This is a genomic window from Myxococcus sp. MxC21-1 (assembly GCF_032612255.1).
Taxonomy (GTDB): domain Bacteria; phylum Myxococcota; class Myxococcia; order Myxococcales; family Myxococcaceae; genus Myxococcus; species Myxococcus virescens.
The window spans coordinates 8,745,623-8,763,389 of record NZ_CP123278.1; the positions used below are offsets into that span (position 1 = coordinate 8,745,623).

Genomic DNA, 17,767 nt, shown 5'->3' on the forward strand with positions numbered 1-17,767 from the left:
AACGGAAACGCAGATGCTCGAGCAACTCCTTCTTGAGCACTCCACGGGACTGGACGAAGAGGCTCTTGTAAATCCTCTCGTGGGAAACCCGTGCGGATGGCCAGCACGTGGCGGCGCCGCATGAGACTGGACTCCAACGCCTCCACCAGCACCGGACCGGGGAAGTGCTGCGCCAGCAGTCGCTCCTCGCCCGTTGCCGTCTCTTCGACGGTGACGTCAGCCGCCTCCAGCGCCCTCTCCCACTGCAGCCACCGAAATCTGGCCTCGTCGAGGTGCTCCTCCAGCACGTCTACCAAAAACACGGCGCCTGCCTCCCCCTCTATTCCGGGGAGAATGGTCGCAAGGACTGACATGGAGGCGCGAGAGCCCCCTGCTCCGCTTGAGTTCGGCCCCCTCCAAGCAGCCGTGAACCGCCTCGTGCTCCGGCGCAGGCCGCGACCGGCGCCCCCCGAGGGGAATCACCTCACAATGCCCCATCAGCGGCGGTGCCTCCCACCGCACATGCCCGTGAAGGATTGCACGCGCTCCACTATTTTTCAGCAAAACCCCATGAACAAGCCGGACCGTGGTCCGCCATGGAACATCCACGCGCATGGGCGGCAACAGTGCGCACGGAGTCGGTTAGGCTCCCCGGCACCATGTCCGACACGCTGCTGACGAAGCTCGACTCGGGGGTCCTCACCCTCACCTTCAACCGGCCCGAGAAGAAGAACGCCTTCACGCATGCCATGTACGAAGCGGCCACCCGCGCGCTGAAGGACGCGGAGGGCAACGTCGACGTGCGCGCGGTGCTGCTCACCGGCGCGGGCAACGTCTTCACCGCCGGCAACGACATTGGCGACTTCATGGAGCACCCGCCCGCGGGCGAGGACAGCGCCGTGTTCCGCTTCCTCCGCGCGCTGGTGGACACGGACAAGCCGATTCTGGCGGCGGTGGACGGCCCGGCGGTGGGCATTGGCACGACGATGCTGCTGCACTGTGACTACGTGGTGGCCAGCGAGCGCGCGCGTTTCCACATGCCCTTCGTCCAGTTGGGGCTCTGCGCGGAGGGCGCCAGCAGCCTGCTCATCCCCAGGACGGCGGGCTTCGCGCTGGCCAGCGAGCTGCTGCTCTTCGGCGAGCCCTTCGACGCGGCCACGGCGCTGCGCGCGGGCATCATCAACAAGGTGGTGCCGGACGCCAGCCTCCAGCAGGTGGCCACCGAGCGCGCCGCCACGCTGGCCTCCCGCCCGGCGGAGGCGGTGCGCGTGACGAAGCGGCTGATTCGCGAGCCCCTGCGCGCCCAGATTCGCGAGACGCTGGCCCGCGAGGGCGGCGAGTTCATCCAGCGCCTCCAGTCCACCGAAGCGCAGGAAGCCTTCATGTCCTTCATGTCCCGCGGCCGGAAGTAGGGCTGGCGGAACCTCCGGGCCCGGATACCCCATGCGGGATGCCGGGCCCGGCCGTCCGCGCGACTACCGCGACGCGGGTGCCCGCGGCGGACGCGGTGGGGTGCCCTTCGCGAGGAAGGACTCGACGCTGGCCGCCTGCGTCTTCTTCAGCGCGATGCACTGGTCCACGAGCTCCAGCACCTGCGCCAGCACCCGGGGGCCACCCGGCGCCTTCGCGCTGCGCTCGGAGAAGAAGTCCTCCACCTGCTGACGCTTGCCCGCATCGCAGAAGTTGCTGCCGATGTAGGCCATGTGCCCGGCGGCATCGAGCGGCAGCAGCGCCTCGGGTGAGTCCCCCACCAGCCGGTCGTAGTTCTCCTTCACGAAGTCGAAGGCCACGTCCTGGGTGCGCAGGCCCTGCGAGGCCGCGAACGCCATCCACATCGTCTCACGCGGGTCCAAGCCCTTCTCGAACACCAGGGCCAGGTTCTGCTTCACCAGCTCCGGGTCCGTGAAGCTGCTCAGCGCGCCGATGAGGTGCTGGCGCGTGCGCCGCTCCTTCTCCGAGCGCACCTCCACGACGAGCTGCTCCCGGAAGGCCGCGTCGTTCTCGGTGGCGGCGAGGGCGAGCACCACGTCCACCATCTCCGGCGCCACCGCGCGCTTGTCCTTCAACCACTTGTTCGCCAGGACACGCGCCTCCGCGAGCAGCTTCGGGTCCCTGCCGTCCCGTCCCGCCAGCCGCACCAACCGGGGCCGGAGCAGGCGCGTGTCCTCGCTCTCGCCCTGGCGCGGGGCGAAGCCGAGCTGCCGCGCCCTGGGGCCATACGTCTCCCGCAGGAAGCGGGCCCGGTCCTTCAGCTTCTCGTCCGGAAGCAGCCGCGAGCTGACCAGCTCCAGCAGGTCCAGCGAGGCCAGGGTGACGACGCGGTCCGGCTCATTCGCCAGGCGGCTCGTCAGGGCCAGGGCCTCGGCGGCGGGAATCGTCCCGGCCAGGGCCAGCGCGCGCACGTCCGTCAGGAACGTCACCTGCTCGGTGCGCGACAGTCGCTTCATCCCGGACTTCGCCAGCTTCGCCGCCGCGTCCCCATCCAGTTGGACCCGGAAGTAGCCCGCCCCCTCCGCGTTGGGGAACACCCAGTCCGGGCACGTCTTCGCCTCGCTCAGGGCCACCTCCGCGCGCTCGCCCTCCAGCAGTGTGCAGGTCCGGGCCTCCTTGCCGCCCGCCGCGTACTCCACGCACACCGGCACCTTCCACGTCTGCGGGCCCGGCGACGTGGCCCCCAGCCGCAGGTAGCGCTGCTGCGTGAGCACCACCTTCGCGCCGTCCGCGCCGCACGCCAGCGACGCGGTGACGAGCGGCGCCCCGCTCTGGTCCAGGAAGGTCCCCAGCATGCCCGTCACGTCCTTGCCCGCCTCGGCGGACACGGCGTCCAGGAAGTCCTTCGCGGTGGCGTTTCCGCCCGCGTGCTTGCGGAAGTAGCGCTGGATGCCGCGCTGGAAGACCTCCCGGCCCAGCCACTCCTCCGTCATGCTGAGCACCGCGGCGCCCTTGCCGTAGGTGATGCCGTCAAAGGCGTTGTGGATGTCGTTGGCGCTCTCGATGGGCTGGCGGATGCGGCGCGCCGACAGGAGGCTGTCCACGTCCAGGGCCCGGGCGCGGTCGTGCACGCGCTCGACGGGCGCGTCCCAGGCAGGGCGCCACGACTCGACGATGCGCGGGGTCATCCACGAGGCGAAGGCCTCGTTGAGCCACAGGTCATCCCACCACTGCATGGTGACCAGGTTGCCGAACCACTGGTGCGCCAGCTCGTGCACCTGCGTGTCGGAGAAGGCACGCTGGCGGCCCAGCGAGTCTTCCTCCGGCTTCGCGAGGATGAGGCGCGAGTTGAACGTCACCAGGCCCGGGTGCTCCATGGCGCCGCCCAGCAGCGGCACCGCCAGCACGTCCAGCTTCTCGTACGGGTACGGGATGCCGAAGTAGTCCTCCAGCGCGGCGAGGATTTCCGGCGTCACCTGCGCGGCGTAGGCGCCCTCCGCTGTGCGACCGCGCGGGGTGATGATGCGCGTCTTCACCTTCTTCTGACCCGCGTCCGCGGCGGGGAGGAAGTCGAAGGGCCCCACGCCGAAGGCGATGAGGTAGCTGGGCAGCGGCTGCGTGCGCGCGAAGCGATAGGTGCGGCCACCGTCCGGGCGCACCTCCTCCGACTCCTGCGGCGTGTTGGTGACGGCCACGACGCCCGCGGGCACGTGGAAGGTGAGCTGCCACGGCACCTTGAAGCCGGGCTCATCGAACGAGGGGAACACGCGGCGCGCGTCCACCGGCTCGAACTGGGTGTAGATGTACCAGTCCCCGCCTTCATTGACGCGGAAGGCGCCGTCCGTCTCCTTCTCCGACGCGACGCCTTCATAGTTGATGACCAGCCTCGCCCCGCCGGCGGCCAGCGGCTTCGCCACAGAGAAGCCGAGGAAGTCCTCCTCGCCCTTCACGGGCGTCCCGATGAAGGCCGAACCGTTCTGGATGAACACGGCCCCCGTCACGTTGAGGCGCTTGGCGTGCAGCCACACCACGGACGTGGGCTTCGTCACGTCGAGCGTGATGTCCATCGCGCCCTGGAACGAGGACACCTTCGGGTCCAGCGTGAGCGCCACCTTGTAGCCGGTGGGGCGCACATCCGTGGGCAGGCGCAGCATCGGTGACGGCGGCGTGGCGGAGACGGCCTGTCGTGACGCCTGGGCCGAAGGGGGTTCAGCGGTGGCGGGAGGGTTCTGCCGGGCACCGCACGCGCTGAGGAGGGCGACAGCGGCCAGTGCCGCTGGACGGAGCAGGTTGGGCATGGCGCGCAGTGTGTCCCATGCCGGGCGAGCAAGGTAGCGCGCAACAGGCAGGTGTGGCCTTGCCGTCATCTCCACTTCGAGGTGGAGTGCGTCACGTGTCCCAGATTGCGCCTGCATCCCCGCCCCCTGACTCACCCGCCGTGACGCAGAAGCTCCCGTCAGAGCACCTGCGCCGCATCGTCGGCACGCCACCCGGACGGGTGGTGGGATTCCTCACGCGCTTTGTCTGGGCGTTCTTGACGTGGCTGTCTCCGGAGTCGCGCGACGCGCTCGCTCGCTTCGTGGGCAACCTCGCATACAGGCTGGGTATCCGTCGTCGCGTGGCGTTGGAAAACCTGGCCATGGCGATGCCGGAGAAGAGTGACGCGGAGCGCAGGGAGATTGCGCGCGGCGCCTACATCAACATGTCGCGCGTGGTGCTGGAGTCGCTGCCCTCCGGCGACCGGCTGCCGCGGGACTGGGCCGAGCAGGGCGTGGAAGGCGATGCGGCCTGGCAGGCGCTGAAGGCGCGCGTGGCCACGGGCAAGGGCGCGCTGCTGGTGACGGCGCACTTCGGCAACTGGGAACTGCTGGGGGAAATGCTCATCCGCCATGGCATCCCGCTCGATGCACTGGTGCGTCCGCTGAAGGGCGCGCTCAACACGCGCATCGCGGAGAACCGCGTGAGAATCGGCGCGGGCCTCATCTATCCGCGAGGCGCCATCCAGGAAATCATCGACGCGGTGAATCGCGGCGAGTCCCCCTTCATGCTGCTGGACCAGGCGCTGCCGGCGAAGGGGGCGGCCTTCGTGCCCTTCTTCGGCAAGCTGGCCTCCACCACGCCGGCCATGGCGGTGGCGGCGGCGCGCACGGACGCCCCGGTGTTCGTGGTGATGGGCGTACGCAACGGCCGAGGCGGCGCCCGCTTCCGCATGGAAGTGGAAGGCCCCATCCTCCCGCCCGCGCCGGGTGAGTGCGCCGACCCGATTACGGAGCACACCGCGCGCGTGACGGCCGCGCTGGAGCGCTGCATCCGCAAGCACCCGGACCAGTGGATGTGGCTGCACCGCCGCTGGAAGGTGCAGCCGCCACCAGAGGCCGCCCTGCCCGCCGGGACTACGCCACCACCGTCCGCTTCAGGTGCGCCCCCAGCCGGGTGACGAGCTCGTAGTGAATCGTCTGGGCCCAGCCGGCCAGTGACTCGGCGGGCACGGACTCCTCGCCGTCGCGGCCCATCAGGGTGGCCGTCACGGGGCGCTCGTCGGACGTGGCGCGTGTCACGTCCACGATGAGGTGATTCATCATCACCCGCCCCAGCACCGGACACCGGCGGCCATTCACCAACACGTGCGCCTTGCCCGACACGAGGCGCGGGTAGCCGTCGTAGTACCCCACCGGCAGCACCGCGATGCGCGTGGGCTCCGGACACCGGTACGTGCAGCCGTAGCCCACGTAGCTGCCCGCGGGCAGCCACTTCACCACCTGGCTTCGGCACCGCCACGACAGCACCGGCTTGAGCACCGGAACCTCGCCCAGCACCAGCCGCGCGGACAGCCGCGTCTCCGGCGACGGCCACAGCCCGTAGAGCGAAATCCCCACGCGCAGCGCCTCATAGCGGGCGCGGGGCAGCACCAGCGTCGCGGCGCTCGCGGCGATGTGCCGTTGCAGCGGCCGGGCCGGCGCCAGTTGCTCGGAGAGGAACGCCAGCCCCTTCTCGAAGGCGTCCACCTGCGCCAACGCGTAGCCCTGCTCCGTCACGTCCTCCGTGTTGGCGAAGTGGCTGAGCACGCCCACCACCTCCAACACGTCGCGGGACTCCGAGAGGAAACGAGACTCCGTGGGCAGCCCCTCCAGCGTGAAGCCCTCGCGCCCCAGGCCGGTGTCGAGGTGGACGTGGACCCGCAGGGGACGCTCCAGCTTCGCCGCGCGCAACACCGCCGCCGCGTCCGCCCAGCCACGGTCCGCCACCACCGCGTCCACGCCCTCGCGCGCCAGCACCACCGCCTCATCCGGCGCCACCGCGCCCAGGACGAGCACCTGCCGCGGCGCCAGTCCCCGTGCCCGCTCGTACTCCCGCACCTTCAGCGCGTCCTGCGGGGCAATGACATAGAGGAGGTCCACCTCGCCGTGGACCACGGGCAGCACCTGCGCGAGCCCGTGCCCATACGCGTTGCCCTTGAGCACCACCCCCAGGGCGCGAGGCGCCCCTGCCCCGCCAGGGCCCGGAACACGGCGACGTTGTGCCGCAGAGCGGACGCACTCAACTCCAGCCACGAGGAATGGACCGCGTCTCCTGGGCCACTGCCGATTGACTCCACGTTCACCTCCACCACGCTCGCAGCCATACCAGCAATGCGCGGGCCATGCGCCAGGCGCGGCCCGTACGCCACACCCGCCCGCGCGCGGAGCAGGCGGACGGCGGTGGCAACGCCCCGGGTCCACGTCGCCTCCTTGCTGGAAGGGCCGCTGGGGAAGCATTGTCGCCCCCGACGGTTGAACCGCCCAGAGCGGTTTTCGGAGGCGGTGCCATCGACTCGCGCGTGTCCCCCATGGACTTATCCCTGGCCCAGGCCTTCATCGCGGCACGCGGTGGCGCGGAGGCGTCTTCGCCGGAGTCGTTGGCCCCACTCCAAGCACGGCTGGCCCGGGCCCTGGACATGGCGCGCGCGCCCTGGCCCGGGGTGGACCTGGAAGGAGGCCGCTTCGTCAGCCACCTCGCCCGGCTGCTCCCCGGTGACGGCACTGCGGTGGAGACACTGAGCCTGCCGGACGTCTACCTCGCTCGCGCGGCGGCGGACGGGCTGCCCACGGCGCTCTCCGCGTTCGAGGCGCGCTACCTCCCGGAGGTGAACCTCGCGGTGGTCCGGCTGAAGCTGCCGCCCTCCGGCCTGGACGAGGTACGCCAGCTCTTGCGTCAGCGCATGCTCGTGGGCAGCGCGGAGACACCGGCCCGGCTGGCGGCCTATCCGGGCACAGGTCCGCTGAGTGGCTGGGTGCGCGCGGCGGCGCTGTGGCTCGCCCTGGACTGGCAGCGGCAGCGCGGCGGACCGGCGGCCTCCACGGACGACGGCGACCTGTCGATGCTGGTGTCTCCCGAGGACGACCCCGAGCTGGCCTACCTCAAGCGCACGTACCGCGCCGAGTTCAGCGACTGCTTCTCCACCGCGCTCCTCGCGCTGGAGCCGCGCCAGCGCAACGTGCTGCGCCTCAAGTACCTGGACGGCCTGAGCATCGACCAGCTCGCCGCGCTGTACGGCGTGCACCGCTCCACCACGGCGCGCTGGGTGCTGGGCGCGCAGGAGACCCTGCTCCAGCAGACGCGGCAACGGCTCACCGAGCGCCTGCGCCTCACGTCCTCCCAGCTCGACAGCGTGCTGCGCCTCATCTCCAGTCAGCTCGACGTGAGCCTCAGCCGCCTGCTGCGCTCGCGGATGAACGACTGACGCGCGCGTCCCATGGCCTGCCTGGATGAAAACACGTTCGTGGCGCTGCTGATGGGGGGCCTGCCTCCCGCGCGCGCGACGGAGGTGGATGCGCACCTGGACACCTGCTCCGCCTGCCGCCGCATGGTGGCCGAGGCCCTGCGGGCACAGGCCCCCGACGACGACCCGCCCGAGGCCACCACCGCGCTGACGCACGCCCGGCCGCCTTCGGGAAAAGGCCCCTCGCTGGAGCGAGGCACCGCGGTGGGCCGCTACCTGGTGTTGGAGCGGCTGGCCTCCGGAGGCATGGGCGTCGTCTACAGCGCCTACGACCCGGAGCTGGACCGGCGCGTGGCGCTCAAGCTGCTGCGCGTCGCGGCCCTGGGCCTGGAGGCGGAGCAGGGCCGCGCGCACCTGCTGCACGAAGCACAGGCCATGGCACGCGTCTCCCATCCGCACGTGGTGCCCGTCTACGACGTGGGCACCTTCGGGCCGCAGGTGTTCCTCACCATGGAGCTGGTGGACGCGCGGACGTTGCGCCCCTGGCTGAAGGACGCGCCCCGGACGTGGCGACAGGTGCTGGCGCTGTTCCTGGACGCGGGCCGGGGACTCGCGGCGGCGCACGCGGCGGGTGTGGTCCACGGGGACTTCAAGCCGGAGAACCTGCTGGTGGGCCAGGACGGCCGCGTGCGCGTCACCGACTTCGGGCTCGCGCGCAACGCCAATCCATTGGACGACGTGTCCCCCTGGCGGGAGGCACGCCCGCGTACATGGCCCCCGAGCAGATGGAGGCCCACGCGCCCGCGGATGCCCGAAGCGACCAGTTCGCCTTCTGCGTCACGCTGTACGAGGCCCTCTACGGCGAGCGCCCCTTCGCCGCCACCACCCCGCTCGAACTGCTGACCGAGGTCCGCGCCGGCAAGGTGCGGCCCGCGCCCCGGGGCACACACGTCCCGCCCTGGCTGCGGCGCGTGCTGCTGCGGGGCTGTCCGCCAGCGCCATGGACCGGTACACGGACCTGAATGCCCTGCTGGTCGCGCTTCAGCACGACCCGGCCTCGCGCTGGAAGCGCTGGTTGCCCGCGGTGGGCGGCGCGGCGCTGCTGCTGCTGGCGGTGGGCCTCACCCACACGGTGCACGCCAGCCGGGCACGGGCATGCCAGCGCGCCGATGAGGCCATGGCCTCGGTGTGGGGGCCGGAAGCGCAGCAAACCATCGAGTCCGCCTTCCTCGCGACAGGCAAGCCCTTCGCGCCCGCCGCATGGCTCCGCGTGCGGCGCTCGCTGGATGCGTACACCGCGGAGTGGGCGTCGATGCGAACCTCCGCTTGCGAGGCCACGCGCGTGCGGGGTGAGCAATCCGAGCAGGTGCTCGCGCGGCGCATGCACTGCCTGGATGGGCGGCTGGCGGAAGTGGCCGCCCTCACGCAGCTCTTCACCCGGGCGGACGCAGGCACCGTGGAGCTGGCCGCGCGCGCCGCGGAGGCCCTGCCGCCGCTGGGCAGGTGCTCGGACCTGGCGGCACTGGCGGCGCGTGAGCCCCAACCCACGAACGGCGCCTCTCTTGAACGCGCACGGATGCTGGTGCGGGTGCGAGCCCTGAAGGCCGCGGGCAAGTACACGGAGGCGGTGGCGCTGCTGGAGCCCGTGGTGAAGGCGGCGAAGGACGCGGATGACCGCCACGGCGGCGCGGACGCCCTGCTGCTGATGGGACAGCTGCGGGAGGAGACAGGCCAGCCGCGCGACGCGGAGACCACCTACTTCGACGCCGTGTGGAACGCGGAGGCCGGGCGCAACGACGTGGCAGCCGCGCGCGCCTGGACGCGACTGGTGCATGCCTCCGGCTATGTGCTGGACCAGCACGCCCTGGGACACCGGTGGCGTGAGCGCGCGGAGGCCGCCATTGAACGGCTGGGCGGTGACGGCGTGCTGCGCGCGCAGCTCCAGGCCCGGGTCGGCGCGCTCCTCTTCGCGCAGGGGCGCTACACGGAGGCGGCCGAGCAGCAGGAGTCCGCCCTCTCGCGCTTGGAAGCCACCTATGGGCCTGACAGCCTGGAGGTCACCGACGTCCGGCTCGAGCTGGGCGCCACGCGCATGGCGCAACTGCGCGCCGACGAGGCGATGCGGCTCTTCGAACAGGCACTGAGCACGCGCCGCGCGGCCCTGGGGCCCAGCCATCCGGACGTGGCACGTGCCCAACTGGAGCTGGCCTATGCGCACTGGCGCAGGTCTGACGTCGAACAGGTGGAAGCCCTGGCCCGCGGCGCGCTGGAGGTCTTCGAGCGCGCGCTCGGCCCCGAGCACCCGGACGTCGCCTCCGCCATCAATCCCCTGGCCGCGGCCCTCCAGCGGATGAACCGCTCCGATGAGGCGCTGCGGCTCCAGGAGCGCGCGCTGGACATCGCGCTCAAGGTCGAAGGCGCGGACGGCGCGGGGGCGCTCATCACTTCGGGCAACCTGGCCTCGTTGATGGCGCGTGCCGGCCGCTCCGAAGAGGCCCTGACCCGCTTCCACACCATGCTCGCGCCGCTGGAGCAGCGGCTGGGCGCCCAGCATCCCTACGTGGCCCAGACGCTGCGGGCCACGGGCAAACTCTTGATGATGGACCAGCGCTACACCGAAGCCCTGCCCTACCTCGAGCGCGCCCGCGCCATCCTCGACGCGCGCGAGGACGACGCCTATGGCTACCGAACGGGGACGCTGATGGACCTGGGCCGCACGCTGCTGGCGCTGCACCGGCCGCTTCAGGCCGCCGAGCTCCTGGAGCGGGTGGTGGCCAGCGGAGCCCGGTCGCCGGAGGCGCCCAGCGAGCAGGCACGCGCGCGATTCCTCCTGGCGCAAGCGCTCTGGGACGCGAAGCGGGACCGGCCTCGCGCGCTTCAGTTGGCGGAGGAAGCCCGTGAGTCATTGGTGACGCTGGGGACGTCAGGGCAGGAGGCGCTGGAGGAAGTGGATGCCTGGCGGGCACGCCTGCCCAGGCCCACACACATTCCCGCCGCGCGAGCCCCCTGAATGCCTGACACCCGACAGAGGGTTTCCGGATAGATGCAAAGCGCATTAAAGGGAGAGCGGATGCGAACGCTCTTCATTGGAGACGTGCACGGGTGCGCGGAGGAACTGGACGCGCTGCTGACGCAGTGCGCCTGGCGGCCGGACGACCGCGTGGTGCTGGTGGGGGACCTGGTGGCGAAGGGCCCGGACTCCGCCGGTGTGGTGCGCCGCGCGCGTGAGAAGGGCTTCCTGGCGGTGCGGGGCAACCATGACGCCCACGTGCTGCGCTGGCACGCCGGCCGGGGGCCGCGCGGCAAGAAGCTGAAGCCCGAGCATCAGCAGGTGCTGGACACCCTGACGCCCGAGGACTGGGCATGGCTGGACTCCCAGCCGCTGTACCGCTTCTTCCCCGAGCTGAACGTGATCGCCGTGCACGGCGGGTTGGTGCCAGGCGTGCCGCTGGAGGCGCAGAAGGAAGACGAGCTGCTCAACCTGCGCAGCATCCTGCCGGATGGGACGCCGTCGAAGCGCGTGGACGCGGGCGCGCCCTGGGCCAGCCTGTGGCAGGGGCCGCAGCTGGTCATCTTCGGCCATGACGCCATGCGGGGCATCCAGCGGCACCCGCATGCGGTGGGGCTGGACTCCGGCTGCGTGTACGGCGGCAAGCTCTCCGCCTACGTGATGCCGGAGGGCCGCATCGTGTCCGTCCTGGCGAAGCGCGCCTACGTGGACGTGGACGCCTCCTAATCGAAGGAAGCGTCCACGCACGTCATCACGTCGCCGGGGGCCGCACCACCAGCACGGGCCGGTCCGTGCGCAGCAGCAGGGACTGCGTCACCGAGCCCAGCACGGCGCGCTTCCAGCCCGACCGCCCATGCGTGCCCATGACGATGGCGCTCGCGCCCAGCCGCTCGGCCGTCTGCGCCAGCGTGGCCACCACGTCCTTGCTGCCGGGGATGATGTTCAGCCGCACGTTCCGGTCGGTCGCGCTCTTGGGGACGAGCGCCGAGAGCTGCTCGCGCATCCGGGCCTCCTCCTCGAGTGACGGCTTCGATTCCGTGGCGTGCACCAGGTGCACCGTGCCGCCCGGAGCCGTCAACGCGAAGGCATGGGCCACCGCGCGGTTGCCCGTCTCCGAGAAGTCCGTGGCCACCATCACCTCCCGGTACTCCGGCAGCGGCGTGTCCGTGCCCACCGCCATCGCCTGCGCGGGCACGCACACCACGGACATCCGCGCCAGCCGCAGCGCATGGCGCGACACGCTCCACAGCCGCCCCAGCGCGCGGCGGTGGTGCGTGCCCACCACCAGCAGGTCCGCGTGCTCCTGCTCGGCCAGGTCCACCAGGTGGTCGGCGATGCGCCCCACGCCCACCTCCACGCGAGTGCGCACGGGCGTTCCGCCCTGGGCCAGCGGGGCCAGCAACTCCGCGCACTCCCGCTCCAGCACGTGCTGCAGCTCGGGCAGGGCCTCACCGTAGGCCAAGGCCTGCCGCAGCCCCAGGCGGCGGGCTTCCTCCTCGGGCCAGTAGACGCGTCCGCCCACCACGTCCACCCGGCCCCCTTGCTCAACGTCATCACCCAGTCGCGCGCCGCCTCGAAGGGCAGGGAGCGGTCCACGCCGAGGAACACCTTCAGGGACCGCTCGCCCCGGACCCACGCCTCCAGCGGTTCAGGGTCACGCATGACGAGCAGGGGCACCGTCAGCGTCTGCGCCATCCGGTCCACCGTGCCACCTTCGCCTCCGAAGGGGGATTCGTCCGCGGCCCGCGAGGCCACCACCAGCGAGGCACCCTGCTCCCGGCAGAACCCATCCAGCATCACCGCCGGCTCGCCGGTGAGGAGCACGGGCTCCACCTTCACCCCCAGCTGCGCCAGGCGCTTCGTCTCGTCACTCAGCACTGCCTCGGCGGACCCCAACAGGGCCTTGCCGAAGGCGCGCACGGAGTCGGGGTTGAGGACATGAACCAGCCACAAGGACGTACCGGCCTTGCGAGCCAGCTCCGCGGCCAGCGTGGAGGCCCGCCGCGCGGTGTCGGAGAAGTTGGTGGCACAGACAATGGACATGGCAGCTCCAGGTTCGAAAGGGCGTGGAGTGGAAATCAACGCGCGCGGAGCACCTGCTCGGCGCGCACCTCGTTCACCAGGGGCTCGCCCCGCTCAAAGGCCTGGAGGCTCGCCAGGGTCGCCTCGGCGATGTTGGCGAGCGCCTCATGGGTGAGGAAGGCCTGATGTGACGTGACGAGCACGTTCGGAAAGGTGAGCAGCCGCGCCAGCACGTCATCCTGGAGCACCTGCCCGGAGAGGTCCTGAAAGAAGACGCCCTCCTCTTCTTCATACACATCCAGTCCGGCGCCACCGATGTGGCCGGACTTGAGCGCGGCGACCAGCGCCTTGCTGTCGATGAGCGCGCCGCGGCCGGTGTTGACGAGCACCACGCCCCGCTTCATCCGCGCCAGCGCCGCCGCGTCCACCAGGTGCCGCGTACCCGGCGTCAGCGGGACATGCAGCGAGAGGATGTCCGACTCGGAGAAGAGCGTGTCGAGCGGGGCGTAGCGCACGCCCAGCTCGCGCTCGAAGGCCGCGTCCGGCGCCACGTCGTAGCAGAGCACGTTGCAACCGAAGCCCTTGAAGATGCGCGCCGCCACGCGGCCGATGCGGCCCGTGCCCACCACGCCCACCGTCTTGCCGGCGAGGTCGAACCCCACCAGCCCGTCGAGCGAGAAGTTCCAATCACGCACGCGTGAGAAGGCACGCGGGATGTGACGGTTGAGGGACATCACCAACGCCACCGCGTGCTCGGCCACCGCGTGGGGTGAGTACTCCGGCACGCGCGTGACGCGCATGTCCAGCCGCCGCGCCGCTTCGAGGTCCACGTGGTTGTAGCCCGCGGAGCGCGCCGCCACGAGCCGCACCCCACCCGCGTGCAGCACCTCCAGCGTGGCCGCGTCCACCTTGTCGTTGACGAAGGAACACACGGCGGGGAAGCCCTCCGCCAGCGGCGCCGTCTGCAGCGTCAGGCGCGGCTCGAAGTAGGTGAGCGCATGTCCGAAACGTGCGTTGGCGGCCTCCAGCGCGTCCCGGTCGTATCGGTGTGTGTCGAAGACAGCCACCCGCATGCCCGCTCCCTTGCCCGGCGAGCCATCCTCGCCGCGTGCCACCAGCGTCAGTGCAAGGCCTGCTCCATGCAGCCCCCAGGCCGCCGGGCCTCGACAGCCGCGCAAAAGATGCGCAGCCAGGGGGCGTGCGGCAAAAGCTGCACGAGCAGCGGGCGCCTGCTCGCCGGGCAGCGGACTGGTGGGAGCGCGCGTCGAGGCCAGGGCCTAGCTTGAGTTTCAGGCGCCAGTGCCCCTTCGAGCGGAGCCCCCGACATGACCTGGCCGGAAGACACCGCGCTGCTGACGGACCTCTACCAACTGACGATGACGGAGGCCTATCTCGAGGAGGGAATGTGGGACGAGGCCGTGTTCAGCCTCTTCGCGCGCAAGCTCCCGCCCCGGCGGAACTACCTGCTGGCGGCGGGGCTCGACGATGCGCTGAGGTACCTGGAGCAGCTGCGCTTCGGCGCGGAGGCGCTGGACTGGCTGGCGTCTCGAGGCCGCTTCTCGGACCGGCTGCTCGGGTGGCTCGAACGCTTCCGCTTCAGCGGTGACGTGGATGCCGTCGCGGAGGGCACGACGGTGTTCGCCCAGGAGCCGCTGCTGGAGGTCCGCGCGCCTCTGCCAGAGGCGCAACTGGTGGAGACGTACCTCCTCAACCAGGTGCACTTCCAGACGACCGTGGCCTCGAAGGCCGCGCGTGTGGTGACGGCCGCCGCCGGACGCCACGTCATGGACTTCGGCTTGCGGCGCTACCACGGCACGGACGCCGGGATGAAGGCGGCGCGCGCTGCGTACGTGGCGGGCGTGGACTCCACCTCCAACGTGCTGGCGGGGAAGGTGTATGGGATTCCGCTCGCCGGCACCATGGCGCACAGCTACGTGCAGTCGCACGACGACGAACTGGAGGCGTTCCGCGCCTTCGTGCGCGTCCATCCCAACGCCACGCTGCTGGTGGACACCTACGACACGCTGCGCGGCGTGCAGCACGTCATCCGGCTGGCGCGGGAGCTGGGCGAGGACTTCCAGGTGCGCTCCATCCGCCTGGACTCGGGCGATTTGCTCGCGTTGTCGAAGGCGGCGCGGGAGATGCTCGATGAAGCCGGCCTGGAGCAGGTGCGCGTGTACGCGAGCGGCGGACTGGACGAAGACGCAGTGGAGAGGCTGGTGACGCGCGGGGCGCCCATCGACAGCTTCGGCGTGGGCACAGCCATGGGCGTTTCGTCGGACGCGCCCGCGGTGGACATGGCCTACAAGCTGGTGGCGTACGCCGGGCGGCCCCGAGTGAAGCTGTCATCGGGGAAGCTGCTGCTCCCGGGCGCGAAGCAAATCTACCGGCGGGAGGTGGACGGCGTGGCGCGCGGCGACGTGCTCACGTGCAGGCAGGACACCGCGCCCGGAAGGCCCTTGCTCCAACCGGTGATGCGCGGGGGACAGCGGCTGCCCGAGGCGGCACCGACACTGGAGGCCATCCGCGAATTCGCTCGAAGCGAACTCTCACGGCTTCCGCCCGGGATTCGCGCCTTGTCACCCGCCCGGCCGCCCTATCCCGTGGAGCTGGGACAGGCGCTGCTGCGGGCTCGCGAGCACGAAGTGGAGCTGTGGTCCGCGGCGACGTGAGCCGCGGTGATGCACACGGGCACGGAGTCCCTTGCCGGCATTTCGCCAAGGCGGTAGGCAACGCCATGGCGACCAAGAAGCCCCCTCCACCACGAGCCTCCGCGGCGAAGGCGAAGAAGCCAGGCAAGGCGCCGCCTGTCCCCATCGAGACCGCGTGGCAGGACCTGGAAGCGACGCTGCGGAACACCTTGGGACAGAACGCCGCGGGCCAGCACCCGGCGGACCTGGAACCCATGCACATGACCTTCGAGCATGCGCCCGACCTGAGCTCGCTCCTTCCGGAGGACTATCAGCGCTTCGTCGAGGCCTTGGGCTATCGCTGGGTGACCACCGGCAAGAAGGGCCTGAGCTTTCTGCCCCCGCGCTGGCGCATCCAGGCCTCGGAAGGCATGGGCGAACCTGGACGGCAGTGGACGACCGTCCGGGAGGAGCGCGAGGCGGGGCGGCACACCTACCGCTTCGTGATGTTCGCGTCCGAGGACCTCAATGACGTCAACGGCTACTGCTTCGGCAGGAGCGCGCACGACGACGCGCTGGTCGTCTGGTCCGTGGAAGACAGCCTGCCCACGCTCGAACTGGGGCCCTTCACGCCGTGGCTCACCAAGAAGCTCGCGGCGCTGAGCAAGGGCGCCTCCACGAAACCGAGCGGCAAGAAAGTCCCTTCGCTGGGAGACCCGCTGGGCCTGATGCAGGAGTCTCTCGGTGAAGCCGCCGCGAAGGCCCGCGACCAGGGAGCCGCGGCCATCCTGGACACCTTCCCCCGAGACACGAAGGACATCTTCCTCCTGGGGCGGAAGCTCGGCGTCGTCCCGGAGCTGATCGGCGAGTTCTCCGAGCTGGAGCGCCTGACGCTGAAGCACGCACAACTGACGCAGGTGTCCGGCACGCTGAGCCGGCTCACGAAGCTGAAACAACTCGACCTCGCCTGGAACCCGAAGCTGGAGACGCTTCCTCCCGAGCTCGGGCAGTTGGAGGGGCTGGAGTCCCTCAGCCTGGACAACACCGGCGTCCGCACGCTCCCGGAGGCGGTGGGCCAGCTCACGCGCTTGAGGAGCCTGGGCCTCAAGGCCACGCCCATGACGACCCTGCCGCCATGGCTGTCCCGGATGAGCAGCCTCAAGCACCTGGACCTCTACCAGACCTCCCTTCCCCCCGAAGAAGTCGAGGCCCTGCGCAAGGCGCTCCCCGAATGCAACGTGGGCTTCCGGGCTTGAAGCGCGAACCCACCAGGGAGGCGAGCGACGAGGTCCAGATGACCCCGGCGCACCCTTCGGGTACTCCTGGGGTGGCTTCCTCTGAGGCCCAACCATCTGCCATGGTGAAGGGCCGTTTTTTCCGCTGGAGCGCAACATGAGTCTCCGTCTCGGCCCCGCCGTCATCCTTGGCTCGACGCTGCTTCTGGGCAGCGCCTGCAAGAAGTCCGAGGACCCCGCCCCCGAGCCCTCCGCCACTCCGCCGCCGGCGCCCACCGAGCCCGCGCCTGGCTACACCCTGTCCTTCCTCGAAGCGGCGTCGCCCTCGGGATGTACCTGGATTCGCCATGAGTCGTCGGGCACACGCAAGCCGCTCGCCACCGTGGACGCGGTGTGCGAGCGGCTCAAGCTGGCCTGGGGGCCGCGTGGCCGGCAGGGCCTGGTGATGGACCGGGGCAACGGCGAGCTGCCTCCGCGCGCCTGGCTGGTGGACTTCGAGTCCGGCCAGAGCACCCGGCTGCTGCTGCCCGAGCTCGGCCACACCGACACGCTGGGCTTCGACGAAGCGGGCCACGTCGTCGCGCTGGTGTCGCAGCTGGAGGACCTGCCGCGGAAGATGGAGAGCGGCAGTGAGTACTTCCTCTTCGACGGCAAGCGCTTCCTCCTCCCGGAGGCGGACGGCAGCCCGGGCCTGGCGCACGCGTACCGCCACGAGGCCGGCCAGTGGAAGCACCTGGAGACGGTGGCCACGCTGTATGAGATGGACGGTGCCCTGGGCACGGAAGCCCTGGCCACGGCCAGCCGGCTGACGTCCTCCACCTTCAGCCAGGACGCGGACCGGCTCTCCGAGTCGGAGCTGGAGGAAGGCAACGAAGACGCGGCCCGGCTGGACGCGGTGGTGAAGGACCGGGGCCACACGGCCTACGGCATGTGGGTCTCCATGGAGACGCACCAGGGCCCGCTCTACTCCTGGGAAGCCACGGGCGAGCTGCCCACGCTCATGCTCCCGCTGCGCTGGGAGGTGAACGACCGGCTGGTGGAGCCTGAGCAACTGGCGCTCGCGCCCACGTCAACCGTGGCGCTGCGGATGCGCGGACGCCTGCTGCTGGTCTCCGCCGAGCAGGCCGCCCGCGTCTACGACGCGAAGACGAAGAAGCGCATCGCCGCGCTGGAGAACGTCCACGGCACGCGCTTCTGGCCCCAGCAGCGGACCGTCACCGCGGCGGCGCCCGCCAGCACGGTGACGGGGCCGTAGCGCTCG

General features: G+C 70.9%; 11 protein-coding genes and 4 pseudogenes. 10 read left to right on the forward strand and 5 right to left on the reverse strand.

Features of this window, described 5'->3' with window-relative positions; all coding sequences use genetic code 11:
- Positions 1-122: 122 nt before the first annotated feature.
- Positions 123-302 (reverse strand): annotated as a pseudogene (locus QEG98_RS42565) (hypothetical protein); the annotation flags it as partial.
- Between the two features lie 336 nt (positions 303-638).
- On the opposite strand from QEG98_RS42565, the gene QEG98_RS39435 reads away from it, so the two are divergent.
- The gene (locus QEG98_RS39435) at positions 639-1,391 is read left to right on the forward strand and encodes an enoyl-CoA hydratase (RefSeq protein WP_316565005.1); all 753 of its coding nucleotides are present in this window, start codon (positions 639-641) and stop codon (positions 1,389-1,391) included.
- 63 nt (positions 1,392-1,454) lie between these two features.
- Here QEG98_RS39435 and QEG98_RS39440 read toward each other — a convergent pair whose 3' ends face one another.
- Positions 1,455-4,208, reverse strand: coding sequence for a M1 family metallopeptidase (locus QEG98_RS39440; RefSeq protein WP_316565006.1), 2,754 nt, complete (start codon positions 4,206-4,208; stop codon positions 1,455-1,457).
- Between the two features lie 17 nt (positions 4,209-4,225).
- Between QEG98_RS39440 and QEG98_RS39445 the strand changes: the two genes are divergently transcribed.
- Positions 4,226-5,347: a lysophospholipid acyltransferase family protein gene (locus tag QEG98_RS39445; RefSeq protein WP_316565007.1), complete on the forward strand. Its 1,122-nt coding sequence runs from the start codon at positions 4,226-4,228 to the stop codon at positions 5,345-5,347.
- Here QEG98_RS39445 and alr read toward each other — a convergent pair.
- Positions 5,304-6,532: pseudogene (gene alr / locus QEG98_RS39450) on the reverse strand (alanine racemase). The gene QEG98_RS39445 and the pseudogene alr overlap by 44 nt on opposite strands.
- A gap of 204 nt (positions 6,533-6,736) precedes the next feature.
- Between alr and QEG98_RS39455 the strand changes: the two are divergent.
- The 5 genes and pseudogenes from QEG98_RS39455 to QEG98_RS39475 all read left to right on the forward strand — a co-directional run bounded on the left by QEG98_RS39455 (position 6,737) and on the right by QEG98_RS39475 (position 11,345).
- On the forward strand, positions 6,737-7,630 hold the full coding sequence (locus QEG98_RS39455) for a sigma-70 family RNA polymerase sigma factor (protein ID WP_316565008.1): 894 nt from the start codon (positions 6,737-6,739) through the stop codon (positions 7,628-7,630).
- 51 nt (positions 7,631-7,681) lie between these two features.
- Positions 7,682-8,290: pseudogene (locus QEG98_RS39460) on the forward strand (protein kinase domain-containing protein); the annotation flags it as partial.
- A gap of 104 nt (positions 8,291-8,394) precedes the next feature.
- On the forward strand, positions 8,395-8,631 hold the full coding sequence (locus tag QEG98_RS39465) for a hypothetical protein (protein WP_316565009.1): 237 nt from the start codon (positions 8,395-8,397) through the stop codon (positions 8,629-8,631).
- Positions 8,610-10,619 (forward strand): tetratricopeptide repeat protein, encoded by a 2,010-nt coding sequence (locus tag QEG98_RS39470; RefSeq protein WP_316565010.1) that lies wholly within the window; start codon positions 8,610-8,612, stop codon positions 10,617-10,619. The genes QEG98_RS39465 and QEG98_RS39470 overlap by 22 nt, the downstream gene beginning before the upstream one ends.
- Before the next feature lie 60 nt (positions 10,620-10,679).
- The gene (locus QEG98_RS39475; protein ID WP_316565011.1) at positions 10,680-11,345 is read left to right on the forward strand and encodes a metallophosphoesterase; all 666 of its coding nucleotides are present in this window, start codon (positions 10,680-10,682) and stop codon (positions 11,343-11,345) included.
- A 25-nt stretch (positions 11,346-11,370) separates the two neighbouring features.
- Here QEG98_RS39475 and QEG98_RS39480 read toward each other — a convergent pair.
- Both QEG98_RS39480 and QEG98_RS39485 read right to left on the reverse strand, forming a co-directional pair.
- Positions 11,371-12,662 (reverse strand): annotated as a pseudogene (locus QEG98_RS39480) (universal stress protein).
- A gap of 35 nt (positions 12,663-12,697) precedes the next feature.
- Positions 12,698-13,756: a 2-hydroxyacid dehydrogenase gene (locus tag QEG98_RS39485; protein WP_316565012.1), complete on the reverse strand. Its 1,059-nt coding sequence runs from the start codon at positions 13,754-13,756 to the stop codon at positions 12,698-12,700.
- A 210-nt stretch (positions 13,757-13,966) separates the two neighbouring features.
- Here QEG98_RS39485 and QEG98_RS39490 point away from each other — a divergent pair, with 210 nt between their 5' ends.
- From QEG98_RS39490 to QEG98_RS39500, 3 genes are all read left to right on the forward strand, one after another.
- Positions 13,967-15,313 (forward strand): nicotinate phosphoribosyltransferase, encoded by a 1,347-nt coding sequence (locus tag QEG98_RS39490; protein WP_316565013.1) that lies wholly within the window; start codon positions 13,967-13,969, stop codon positions 15,311-15,313.
- A 65-nt stretch (positions 15,314-15,378) separates the two neighbouring features.
- Positions 15,379-16,527 (forward strand): leucine-rich repeat domain-containing protein, encoded by a 1,149-nt coding sequence (locus QEG98_RS39495; protein ID WP_316565014.1) that lies wholly within the window; start codon positions 15,379-15,381, stop codon positions 16,525-16,527.
- Positions 16,528-16,663: 136 nt separating this feature from the next.
- Positions 16,664-17,761, forward strand: coding sequence for a hypothetical protein (locus QEG98_RS39500; protein WP_316565015.1), 1,098 nt, complete (start codon positions 16,664-16,666; stop codon positions 17,759-17,761).
- Positions 17,762-17,767 lie beyond the last annotated feature (6 nt).

Bases quoted from the DNA above. Each gene is read 5' to 3' on its own strand.
- QEG98_RS39435 (WP_316565005.1), top strand. From the start codon at position 639: ATGTCCGACACGCTGCTGACGAAGCTCGACTCGGGGGTCCTCACCCTC.
- QEG98_RS39440 (WP_316565006.1), bottom strand. From the start codon at position 4,208: ATGCCCAACCTGCTCCGTCCAGCGGCACTGGCCGCTGTCGCCCTCCTC.
- QEG98_RS39445 (WP_316565007.1), top strand. From the start codon at position 4,226: ATGCCGGGCGAGCAAGGTAGCGCGCAACAGGCAGGTGTGGCCTTGCCG.
- QEG98_RS39455 (WP_316565008.1), top strand. From the start codon at position 6,737: ATGGACTTATCCCTGGCCCAGGCCTTCATCGCGGCACGCGGTGGCGCG.
- QEG98_RS39465 (WP_316565009.1), top strand. From the start codon at position 8,395: ATGGAGGCCCACGCGCCCGCGGATGCCCGAAGCGACCAGTTCGCCTTC.
- QEG98_RS39470 (WP_316565010.1), top strand. From the start codon at position 8,610: ATGGACCGGTACACGGACCTGAATGCCCTGCTGGTCGCGCTTCAGCAC.
- QEG98_RS39475 (WP_316565011.1), top strand. From the start codon at position 10,680: ATGCGAACGCTCTTCATTGGAGACGTGCACGGGTGCGCGGAGGAACTG.
- QEG98_RS39490 (WP_316565013.1), top strand. From the start codon at position 13,967: ATGACCTGGCCGGAAGACACCGCGCTGCTGACGGACCTCTACCAACTG.
- QEG98_RS39495 (WP_316565014.1), top strand. From the start codon at position 15,379: ATGGCGACCAAGAAGCCCCCTCCACCACGAGCCTCCGCGGCGAAGGCG.
- QEG98_RS39500 (WP_316565015.1), top strand. From the start codon at position 16,664: ATGAGTCTCCGTCTCGGCCCCGCCGTCATCCTTGGCTCGACGCTGCTT.